Origin of the sequence: Neobacillus drentensis (assembly GCF_036966985.1) — a bacterium.
GTDB classification, from domain to species: Bacteria; Bacillota; Bacilli; order Bacillales; family Cytobacillaceae; genus Neobacillus; species Neobacillus drentensis_E.
This window is the reverse complement of the sequence record NZ_JBALSN010000191.1, coordinates 10,483-20,986: the sequence shown is the minus strand read 5'-3', so window position 1 is coordinate 20,986 and position 10,504 is coordinate 10,483. Positions and strand designations below refer to the sequence as shown.

Annotated in this window: 15 protein-coding genes; 11 read left to right on the top strand and 4 right to left on the bottom strand. The window is 37.2% G+C overall.

Annotation, left to right across the window (positions count from 1 at the left end):
• Window positions 1-71 precede the first annotated feature (71 nt).
• Window positions 72-785: an RNA polymerase sporulation sigma factor SigK gene (sigK, locus tag V7659_RS13140; protein WP_026563502.1), complete on the bottom strand. Its 714-nt coding sequence runs from the start codon at window positions 783-785 to the stop codon at window positions 72-74.
• 160 nt (window positions 786-945) lie between these two features.
• The gene (gene pssA, locus V7659_RS13135) at window positions 946-1,485 is read right to left on the bottom strand and encodes a CDP-diacylglycerol--serine O-phosphatidyltransferase (RefSeq protein ID WP_335540367.1); all 540 of its coding nucleotides are present in this window, start codon (window positions 1,483-1,485) and stop codon (window positions 946-948) included.
• A gap of 128 nt (window positions 1,486-1,613) precedes the next feature.
• Between pssA and V7659_RS13130 the strand changes: the two genes are divergently transcribed.
• Window positions 1,614-2,393, top strand: coding sequence for a phosphatidylserine decarboxylase (locus V7659_RS13130; protein WP_335540366.1), 780 nt, complete (start codon window positions 1,614-1,616; stop codon window positions 2,391-2,393).
• Window positions 2,394-2,437: 44 nt separating this feature from the next.
• Here V7659_RS13130 and V7659_RS13125 read toward each other — a convergent pair whose 3' ends face one another.
• The gene (locus V7659_RS13125) at window positions 2,438-2,578 is read right to left on the bottom strand and encodes a sporulation histidine kinase inhibitor Sda (RefSeq protein WP_251457430.1); all 141 of its coding nucleotides are present in this window, start codon (window positions 2,576-2,578) and stop codon (window positions 2,438-2,440) included.
• Between the two features lie 475 nt (window positions 2,579-3,053).
• On the opposite strand from V7659_RS13125, the gene V7659_RS13120 reads away from it, so the two are divergent.
• Genes V7659_RS13120 through V7659_RS13085 form a run of 8 tightly spaced genes read left to right on the top strand, consistent with a single transcriptional unit; the run spans window position 3,054 to window position 8,103 of the window.
• Window positions 3,054-3,569: a YqeG family HAD IIIA-type phosphatase gene (locus V7659_RS13120; protein ID WP_335540365.1), complete on the top strand. Its 516-nt coding sequence runs from the start codon at window positions 3,054-3,056 to the stop codon at window positions 3,567-3,569.
• A gap of 3 nt (window positions 3,570-3,572) precedes the next feature.
• Window positions 3,573-4,679 carry a ribosome biogenesis GTPase YqeH gene (gene yqeH / locus V7659_RS13115; protein ID WP_335540364.1) on the top strand — a complete coding sequence of 369 codons (1,107 nt, stop codon included), beginning with the start codon at window positions 3,573-3,575 and terminating at the stop codon, window positions 4,677-4,679.
• Window positions 4,680-4,711: 32 nt separating this feature from the next.
• Entirely contained in the window at window positions 4,712-5,551 is an 840-nt protein-coding gene (aroE, locus tag V7659_RS13110; protein WP_335540363.1) for a shikimate dehydrogenase, read from the top strand.
• Complete coding sequence (gene yhbY, locus V7659_RS13105; RefSeq protein WP_026563509.1) at window positions 5,545-5,835, top strand: ribosome assembly RNA-binding protein YhbY; 291 nt, start codon at window positions 5,545-5,547, stop codon at window positions 5,833-5,835. The genes aroE and yhbY overlap by 7 nt, the downstream gene beginning before the upstream one ends.
• Window positions 5,836-5,859: 24 nt before the next feature.
• Window positions 5,860-6,429: a nicotinate-nucleotide adenylyltransferase gene (locus tag V7659_RS13100; protein ID WP_335540362.1), complete on the top strand. Its 570-nt coding sequence runs from the start codon at window positions 5,860-5,862 to the stop codon at window positions 6,427-6,429.
• Window positions 6,419-6,985, top strand: a complete 567-nt coding sequence (gene yqeK / locus V7659_RS13095; RefSeq protein ID WP_335540361.1) for a bis(5'-nucleosyl)-tetraphosphatase (symmetrical) YqeK — start codon at window positions 6,419-6,421, stop codon at window positions 6,983-6,985. Before V7659_RS13100 ends, yqeK begins: the two co-directional genes overlap by 11 nt.
• 3 nt (window positions 6,986-6,988) lie before the next feature.
• The gene (gene rsfS, locus V7659_RS13090; RefSeq protein WP_335540360.1) at window positions 6,989-7,345 is read left to right on the top strand and encodes a ribosome silencing factor; all 357 of its coding nucleotides are present in this window, start codon (window positions 6,989-6,991) and stop codon (window positions 7,343-7,345) included.
• Window positions 7,342-8,103 (top strand): class I SAM-dependent DNA methyltransferase, encoded by a 762-nt coding sequence (locus V7659_RS13085; protein WP_335540359.1) that lies wholly within the window; start codon window positions 7,342-7,344, stop codon window positions 8,101-8,103. Before rsfS ends, V7659_RS13085 begins: the two co-directional genes overlap by 4 nt.
• Window positions 8,104-8,160: 57 nt before the next feature.
• On the opposite strand, the gene comER is transcribed toward V7659_RS13085, so the two are convergent.
• Window positions 8,161-8,985 (bottom strand): late competence protein ComER, encoded by an 825-nt coding sequence (gene comER, locus V7659_RS13080; RefSeq protein ID WP_335540358.1) that lies wholly within the window; start codon window positions 8,983-8,985, stop codon window positions 8,161-8,163.
• Window positions 8,986-9,072: 87 nt separating this feature from the next.
• On the opposite strand from comER, the gene V7659_RS13075 reads away from it, so the two are divergent.
• Window positions 9,073-9,714 carry a helix-hairpin-helix domain-containing protein gene (locus tag V7659_RS13075; protein WP_335540357.1) on the top strand — a complete coding sequence of 214 codons (642 nt, stop codon included), beginning with the start codon at window positions 9,073-9,075 and terminating at the stop codon, window positions 9,712-9,714.
• Window positions 9,715-9,788: 74 nt separating this feature from the next.
• A complete protein-coding gene (locus V7659_RS13070; protein WP_335540356.1) occupies window positions 9,789-10,247 on the top strand; it encodes a ComE operon protein 2 in 459 nt (152 codons plus the stop codon).
• Window positions 10,248-10,504: the final 257 nt, after the last annotated feature.

Here is a 10,504-nt window from a genome sequence, read left to right as displayed (position 1 = left end):
CGTGTTTCCTTTATCTCGGTTGGAGCGCTCCAGTCCATACGCCGCTAAACGGGCGCTTACGCTTTTTGTTCTTACTTTTTCTTTTTTTCTTTCTCAGCCCGATAGAATTCATGGAACATTTTCATTAAGGCACGTTTTTCAATTCTTGAGACGTAGCTTCTTGATATGCCCAATTCTTTCGCAATTTCTCGTTGTGTTTTTTCCTTTTGCAGATCTAGACCGAAGCGCCCGACAATTACTTCTTTTTCTCGGTCATCAAGGACTTCGATGTATTTCTTTACTTTCTCAAGTTCCATGTTCAGCTGAATCGTATCGATTACATCTTCAGATTCTGACTTTAGTACATCGATTAATGATATTTCGTTTCCTTCCTTATCTTGACCAATCGGATCATGTAAGGAAACATCTTTTTTTGTTTTTTTAAGGGCCCTTAAATGCATCAAAATTTCGTTCTCGATACAACGTGCGGCATAAGTTGCTAGCTTTGTCCCTTTCCCTTCAGAGTAGCTCTCAATCGCCTTAATTAAACCAATCGTTCCAATCGAAATTAAATCTTCCGAGTCTTCCCCTGTGTTTTCGAATTTCTTTACTATATGCGCGACCAATCTCAAATTGTGTTCAATTAGCATATTACGCGCATGTGAATCCCCTTCTGCCATTAAGCGAAGATATTTTCTTTCTTCTGCAGCAGATAGGGGTTGAGGAAAGGCATTATTTTTTACATAGGAGACAAGGAATAAAAATTCTTTCATTAAATATCCGAGAGCTGTTAAGATTCCAGACATCCATATCTACCCCCGTCTTTTTTGGCTATTTCGCCTATTATTAATTCCTATGAAGGAAAAGGGAAATTGTGTCTGTCCATAAACTTTTTTATTTGAGAGACATTTTTTTTGAAAATAAAAAGCATCCATCGTCGACGGATGGATGCCCAAAGTTCAATAATTAGACTTTTTTCAGTTTAAATGGACTTACCATAAGGAATGATAGAATGATGGTAATAAATAGGAATGATTGCGATGGAATATAAGGTATGGCCAAGTAGCTAAGAGTTGCCAAGCAACCTGCTGCGGTAATAGGTAAACCTGTAAAATACCCATTGCTCTCCGATATATTGAAGCGTGCTAATCTGAAGGCACCACATCCAATGTAGAAAACGGTGAAAAATGAACCCGGTCCGCCAAATTCATGTAAAATTCCTTGATATAGTAATAGTGCAGGTGCTACACCAAATGATATAATATCACTCATGGAATCTAACTGTTTGCCTAATTCCGATTCGATGTTAAACTTTCGTGCAATCATGCCATCAAAACGATCCGCCAATGCCGCAATAAAAATTAACAGCAAGCTTAATCTTAGATTCCCATGGAGCCCGAATATTATTGCAAATCCGCCAAGCGATAAGTTTGTTAAGGTAAGTACATTTGCTGTTTGCGATTTAAGTTTTTTTATTGTTTGATCAAGTACGTCCAACAAAAACATGCTCCACATCACTCCTTTTTTTAAGCCAAAAGGGAATTCAAATTCGTTAATTTATTCTATAATATTTAATTTTAAGCGTTTTATGTCTTTTCGTAAAGAGTATTTTTACACTATTTGGGGGTAGTTCGATGATTCAAGGTCTTTATCGTTTTATGATTGAGTTAACAAATGGCAGGTGGACATCAGTTATTTTAAGAAGATTTGCTCGTTCTTCTGTTAGTCGTTTTATGATACCTTCCTTCGCCAAGATTTATCACTTAAACCAAGAAGAAATGGAGAAGGAGTTATCAGATTATCCTACTCTTCATGATTTATTTGTTAGGACATTGAAAAGGGAAGCAAGAGTAATTGATAAAAGTGAAGAAACAGTTGTCAGCCCTGTGGATGCTGTTATTGAAGATGTTGGTCAAATTAAAGAGACGAGTGATATTCTGGTCAAAGGGAAGAGGTATTCCATTGAAGAAATGCTTGGTGACCAAGAGTTATTAGCCAAATATATACATGGTACATATATGATTCTTTATTTAAGCCCAAGTCATTATCACCGCATACATAGCCCAGTAAATGGGATTGTCACCAAGCAATGGACACTTGGCTCTAAATCATATCCTGTCAATAAGTTGGGATTAAAATATGGAGTTCGAACGCTTGCCAAGAATTATCGGGTGATTACTGAAGCTAAAACAGATTACGGGCATGTAGCAATTGTTAAGGTTGGAGCAATGTTTGTTAATTCGATTGAAACCACACACAAAGGATCCGAATTAGAAAAGGGCAGTGAAATGGCTTACTTTAGTTTCGGTTCAACGGTTGTCTTGTTATTCGAAAAAGATATTTTTCAAATCGATTCAACCATTCATACCCCGAAAGAAATAAAAGTCGGAGAGAAAATTGGGGTTTTTAGATAGTATGAATAAAAATAGGCAAAAAGAAAAGCCCAATTAGGGCCAAGTTATGAAGACATTTTTATTTTATGGTATAAGGAACGGCGGAGCATTTCTGACTCAATTAGTCCAATAAATTCAGGACTTAGGTTTAATTCTCTTGCTTTAAAATATGATTCAATTAGTAATTCATCTGATAGTTTTCTCACGGCAAATTCCACCTCCGATTTGCAAATAAAGTGTTCTATTATAGGAATGATAAACATAAAATGGTATGTTCAATTGGTGTACCCTAAATCTACCAAATTTATTCCTATAGAACAATCGTTCCATTTATCCACATAATCTGGTGGATAACTTGTGATTACTTTGTTTATAAAATGATGAAAAGTGTATGATTCAATGGGTATAATGTTAATAACTTTATCCACAATATTTGGAAATGACGAAATTTGTCGAAAAGTATTTTAAATGTTTTTTATCCTGTATATGGATTACTGCTCCAAACAAGTGATTCTGCTGATGAACATAGAGAGAAAAAGTATTAATCATGTATTATCTTGTTTTGATGAATAATAAGTTTAAAACTTCTTTTAATCTTTGAAACAAAGGTTAAAATTGGTTATGATGGTACATGTGAAAAAAATAATGAACGAATTTAGATGTCAATGAGGTGTAAGCTTAGTGCTAAAACAATTTTTACCGAATGAGCATGTCAAAAGCATTCTTGATATATCTCCTGAGCAGTTATGTGCCAAGGGGATTAAAGGGATCATTACGGATTTAGATAATACGTTAGTAGAGTGGGACCGCCCCTTTGCTACTCCTCAATTAATTAAATGGTTTGAGGAAATTAAAAGACACAATATCCTCGTGACAATTGTATCTAATAATAATGAAGAACGAGTCAAAGCTTTTTCTGATCCTTTGAAAATTCCGTTTATTTTTAGGGCGAGGAAGCCGTTTGCAGTCGCTTTTCATAAAGCAATTTCACAGATGGGAATAAAAAAAGAAGAAGCTGTAGTGATTGGAGATCAGTTACTGACAGATGTACTTGGCGGAAACCGGGGTGGATTTCATACTATCCTGGTTGTCCCTGTTGCGCAAACGGATGGCTTTTGGACAAAATTTAACCGTTTTGCTGAAAGAAGGATTTTAAATTGGTTTCGAAAAAAAGGTATGCTTCAATGGGAGGATTAATGTGTGAGTGAACATCAACATATATGTATGGGTTGTGGGGTAAAAGTTCAAACCGAAAACCCAGAGGAACTAGGATATGCCCCAACATCGGCTTTGGAAAAGGAAATGATTATCTGCCAGCGATGTTTTCGTCTTAAGCATTACAATGAAGTTCAAGACGTCAGCTTAACGGACGATGATTTCTTAAAAATATTAAATGAAATGGGTAAGTCAGATGCTTTAATTGTCATGATCGTCGATATTTTTGATTTTAATGGCAGCTGGCTGCCGGGATTACACCGTTTTGTTGGAAGTAATAAAGTGCTCCTTGTCGGAAACAAGGTTGATTTGTTACCTAAATCTGTGAAACATAGCAAATTAATTCATTGGATGAAACACGAGGCAAAAGAACTCGGATTAAAACCGGAAGATGTATTCCTTGTCAGTGCAGCCAAAGGGATGTATGTCCGGGAAACTGCGGCGGCTATTGATGAACACCGGAACGGTAAAGACGTTTATGTCGTGGGTTGTACAAATGTTGGGAAATCTACGTTTATCAATCGAATTATTAAAGAGGTAACAGGTGAAAACGATGTGATTACCACCTCCCATTTTCCAGGAACGACATTGGATATTATCAAAATTCCGCTCGATGATGAAAAGTCTTTAATTGATTCTCCTGGTATAATTAACCATCATCAAATGGCTCATTTTGTAGATAAGCAGGATTTAAAAATTATTACCCCTAAAAAGGAAATCAAGCCGAAGGTATTTCAATTAAATGAAGGGCAGACCTTGTTCTTCGGCGGGTTAGCTCGCTTTGATTATATTAGCGGCGGCCGTAGGTCATTTGTTTGTTATGTCTCCAATGAATTAAATATTCATAGAACTAAAATGGAGAATGCCGATGAGCTTTATGAAAAACATGTGGGGGAAATGTTAACTCCACCTCGTATGAATCAAATCGAGTCCTTTCCGGAACTAGTAAAACAGGAATTTATCATCAAAGAAGCAAAAACAGACATTGTTTTCTCAGGTCTTGGCTGGATTACTGTCAATGAGCCTGGTGCGAAGGTAGCTGCTTACGTTCCTAAAGGAGTCCAAGCATTAATTCGGAAATCCTTAATTTAAATAGATAATGCTTAATGGGTGGGGGAATACTGGTGAAAAAATTATATGCTGTTTTGGGGGATCCAATCGGACATTCAATGTCTCCGTTTATGCTTAATGATTTATTTTCCTTTTATAACATGGATTCCGTTTATTTACCATTTCATGTGAAGGGTGAGAATTTACATGATGCTGTCAAGGGTTTAAAAGCGGTAGGTGTCGGTGGATTTAATGTAACGGTACCACATAAAAGCAACATTATTCCCTTTCTAGATGGTATAGATGAATTAGCCTTAAATATCGGAGCAGTTAATACTGTAGTGAATGAGAATGGTCAATTAATTGGCTATAACACAGATGGTCCTGGTTTTTTAAAAGGGTTAAATGCTATATTACCTAATTTAACAGGTCAAAAAGTTTTGCTTATTGGAGCGGGCGGTGCAGCGAGAGCCATCTATTTTACGTTGGCTAAGGAAAACACTCAGAGATTAGACATTGCCAATCGTACAATTGATCGGGCTATTAAACTGATCAATGATTGCCCATATTCCGTTGATTCTAAAGCGTGTTCCTTTGAAGAAGCAATTGAATTATTGGGGGAATATGATTTAGTCATTCAAACAACTTTGATCGGCATGTCCCCAAAAATTTATGAGCAGCCAATTGCACTAAATAATTTAAGGAATCAATCAGTTTTTTGTGATATCATATACAATCCACTTGAAACACAATTTTTAAAAGATGCACGTCAAAATGGAGCAAGAATCCAAAACGGAATAGATATGTTTGTTTATCAAGGAGCCCTTGCTTTTGAAAAATGGACAGGTATATTCCCGGATGTAGAAAGAATGAGAGATAATGTGTTAAAACAACTAGGAGGAAGAACATGTTAACAGGAAAGCAAAAAAGATTCTTACGTTCAAAAGCTCACCACTTAGACCCTATTTTTCAAGTAGGTAAAGGGGGAGTAAACGAAAATATGATTAAGCAAATTGCTGATGCACTTGAAGCAAGGGAGCTTTTTAAAATCAGCGTTTTGCAAAATTGTGAAGATGATAAAACGGTCGTGGCTGAGCAATTGGCAGAGGGTACAGGAGCAGAAATTGTCCAACTGATTGGGAATACGATCGTCCTCTATAAAGAGTCTGTAGAAAAGAAAACAATCAAGCTTCCATAATCGAATGTATAAGGAGACGAGCGCATGAAAAAGGTGGGAATATTGGGAGGAACCTTTGATCCTCCGCATTACGGACATCTTTTAATTGCAAATGAGGTTCTTTCTAGCCTAGTTCTAGATGAAATTTGGTTTATGCCAAATCAAGAGCCTCCACATAAGAAAAAATCGGAATCGATAACAAATGAAGACCGCCTTCAAATGCTTGAATTAGCCATCCAAGGAAATGATGCTTTTCGCGTCGAAACGATTGAACTTCATAGAAAAGGCCCTTCTTATACAGTCGATACGATGAAAATGATCAATGCCCAGTATTCCGACCATCAATTTTTCTTTATTATTGGCGCGGATATGATAGAATACCTGCCAAAATGGCATAAAATTGACGAATTGATTAGACTTGTCCAATTTGTTGGAGTTGAAAGACCTGCCTATAGCAGTCAAACCGATTACCCTGTTCTTTACGTAGATGTGCCTGCAATGGATGTATCATCAAGTATGATAAGAGCTAGGGTGAAAAACAAACAGACCATTCGGTATCTATTGCCGGATTCGGTCATTCAATTTATCGAGGAGAAGCATTTGTATGGAACGTGAAGCGGCATTAGAGCTTGTTAAGAAACAATTAACCGACCATCGCTATCAACATACCCTAGGAGTAATGGAGACAGCAATCGTCCTTGCACAGCAATATGGCGGGGATGAACAGAAAGCTGAATTAGCTGCCATTTTTCATGATTATGCAAAATTCCGCCCTAAAGAAGAAATGAAGGAAATTATCGCTAATCAGGGATTTCCAGAGGATTTACTTCATTTCAATTCGGAATTGTGGCATGCACCTGCGGGTATGTACTTGGTGGAAAAGGAAGCGGGCATAAACGATCCTGAAGTGTTAGATGCCATTCGCTATCATACATCAGGTAGACCGGCAATGACGCTTTTAGAAAAAATAATCTATTTGGCCGATTACATTGAGCCAGGCCGTCATTTTCCAGGTGTGGATGAAGTAAGAGAAATGGCCAAAGAAAATTTAGATAAAGCATTAATTATGGCAATTAAAAATACAATTAGCTTTTTAATAAAAAAGAATCAAACGGTTTACCCTGATACATTCTATACGTACAATGACCTAATCACGAAACTGGAGGATTGATTCATGGATAATCATGAACTACTAAAAATTGCAGTTAAAGCTGCCGATGACAAACGAGCGGAAGACATCCTTGCATTAAATATGCAGGGGATATCCCTCATTGCGGATTACTTCATCATTTGTCATGGTAATTCCGATAAACAGGTTCAGGCAATTGCAAGGGAAATAAAAGAAAAAGCGCAAGAGCATGGATGTGAAGTAAAAAGAATAGAAGGCTTTGATGAAGCAAGATGGGTATTAATTGACCTAGGCGATGTCGTAGCCCATGTATTTCACCGTGACGAAAGAAGCTATTATAAGTTAGAACGCTTATGGGGCGATGCACCGATTGAAGATATCCTTAGTGAGTTAAATACATGAGTTACCAACAATTCGCTTATCTTTATGATGAATTAATGAAGGATGCACCCTATGAGGAGTGGGTCGAGTTCGTTAAAGATAGGTGTGTAAAATATCATGTTGAGGGCACTCGTTTACTTGACTTGGCATGTGGCACGGGTGAATTATCCGTCAGGTTAGCTCAAGATGGTTTTCAAGTAACGGGTGTCGATTTATCTGAGGATATGCTAGCCGTAGCCCAGGCAAAAGCTGAGGAAAATGGGCTAAGAATTCCATTTTTTCAGCAGAATATGGCAGATTTGGAAGGTCAGGCGGTATTTGATGTCATTGGTATTTTATGTGACTCATTAAATTATCTGCAAACTGAGGAAGAAGTTAGGGCAACATTTTCAAACGTTTTTCAGCATTTGAGCAATAAGGGAATTTTCCTCTTTGATGTCCATTCGATTTATAAAATAGCGCATCTATTCATAAATCAAACATATGCTTCAAGCGAGGAAAATGTTTCCTTTATTTGGAATAGCTTTGCTGGAGAAAGTTTAAATAGTGTTGAGCATGAGTTAAGCTTCTTTGTGTTAGACGAACAGACCGATAAGTATGACCGCTTTGATGAACTTCATTTTCAACGTACATATACAGTACAGCAATATTCAAACTGGTTGGTCGAGGCCGGTTTTGAAGTGCTGGAAGTCAGTGCTGATTTTAAAAACTCAGCCCCTCACTCACAATCAGAACGAATCTTTTTTGTAGCAAGAAAACATAAAGAAAGCCATCTATAAAAAAAGATGGCTTTTTTATCATAATAAAAAAAGGAATGTTGTCAGTTCATGGCGAAATTAATAATTAGAGAATTGTGATTCCACTTTATCAAGGTCGTCTTTAAATTTTGCATGTGTTGCCTGGAAGATATGTTCAAAAACATCCCCGAGTTCATTATCCAATACTTTTATTCCTTCACCTGTAATTCCGCCCTTAACACATACCTTATCTTGTAGTGACGGCAAGGTGTAATGCCCTTGCTTCAATAATTCACCTAATCCGACAATCATTTCACTTGCCATCGTAGTTGCATCATTTTCATCAATATCAGTCTCTTTAACTGCTGCTTTAATGAAACTTTGGAGTAAATAACTGAAGAAAGCGGGACCACAACTAACGATATCCGAGGCTGCCCTCGTAATTTTTTCATTGATATGAACTGGCACTCCAATTTTAGTGATTAATTCCTCAATCTTCGTCTTCCATCGCTCACTGCAATTTTCTCCATAGGTAATCAGCGTTACCCCAGATAAGGCTCGATTTGTAATACTTGGAATTACCCTTGCGACTGAACAGGGAACCTTTTTCTCAATTTGGCTTGTACTGATAGGACTCGTTATCGTAATTACACATTTTTTTGGACTTAACTGTGGTTTAATTTCATGTAAAATTTTATATACATCTAATGGTTTAACACAAACAAATACCAAGTCGGACTCAGCAGCTACTTCTCCTGGATTTGCCCCAACCTTTATTTCCTTATATTTATCTTTAAGCAACAAGGCTTTTGATTTTGTTCTGTTTGTAATCATCATAGAAGCAGGGGAAATGGCTTTTCCTTCAATCATGGCTTCTACCAACATGCTCCCCATATTACCAGTACCGATAATGCCTATATTCATTGTTCCGACCCTCCTCGCATGCAATTATTCTTTTATAACCATATGAAATCAGAATGTGAAATATACCTTTAGAAAGGAAGGATCAAAGTGAAAGACTGGTTGATTGAACACAAGATTTCTGTTTTACTGGGGGCTTTAATAGTATTAGGTGGTATTTATTATTTTTATGTTAGTGATTCTGCAACCACTTCCCCCGTTAACACACTTAGTTTGGATGAAAAGGTTCAAGAGGATGAGAAAGAAAAAGGAAGTATTCAATCCAACAAACAACCTGAACTACCAGAAAAAATTATGGTGGATGTGAAAGGACAAATTAAACAGCCTGGAGTTTATCAAGCAAATACGGGTGAAAGAGTGATTGATGTTATTAGCCGGGCTGGGGGTTTAACGGACAAAGCAGACCAGGGCATGGTGAATTTTGCCGAACATGTCAAGGATGAAATGATCATTTACATACCCGCAAAGGGAGAGGCGGGAATTTCATCACCTATCACCTCTTCGGGTAACCCTAGCTTGTCAGTTGGCAGTCAAAAAGAAGCGAAAATTAACATTAATAAGGCAGATGAAACAGAGTTGCAGAATCTTCCCGGCATTGGACCTGCTAAGGCAGCGGCCATCATCGAATATAGGAATACAAGTGGCCCCTTTAAAGCGGTCGAAGATTTAAAAAGTATCAGCGGGATTGGGGATAAAACGTTTGAAAAATTAAAGGATTTGATTGCTATTTGAAAAATCTTTATTTGACCAAAAAGGACAAGCGCTATTACACTTATAGAGAACGATCAAAAAAGGGAGTGGGAGAAGTGGAGAGAATTTCTTGGGATCAATATTTTATGGCACAAAGCCATTTGCTCGCACTTAGAAGCACATGTACCAGGTTGACAGTGGGTGCAACCATCGTTAGAGATAAACGAATTATTGCCGGGGGCTACAATGGTTCCATAGCGGGCGGTGACCATTGTATTGATAAGGGTTGTTTTGTGATTGACAATCATTGTGTCAGAACGGTCCATGCTGAAATGAATGCATTACTCCAGTGTGCTAAATTTGGAGTTCCAACCGCTGACGCTGAAATTTATGTCACCCATTTTCCGTGTCTTCAATGCTGTAAAGCAATTATTCAAGCAGGGATTAAAACAGTTTATTACGCCGAGGATTATAAAAATCATCCATATGCAATCGACCTTTTTAAACAGGCAAATGTTACAATTGAAAAGGTTGCTCTAAACGAGTCAGTTATTGATTTACGAGTGGTTAAATAATAATTTTTCAAATGGGCGCCGGTTATGTACCGGCTTCCCTAAATATTTTCTAAAAGTAACTCTAAATGGAGAAGATCGAATGAATGGAAAATATCTTTATTTTGCACTTGCCGCTTTATTTGGTGTACTATCTGCACTTAATAAGTTCCTTCCTTTTTTCTTATTACAAGTCTTTGCTCTTTATCTTCTATATAAATACAAACGTTTTTCCGCTTTACAACTAACAAGTATAACTGTATGTTTTTTGATATTCTTTT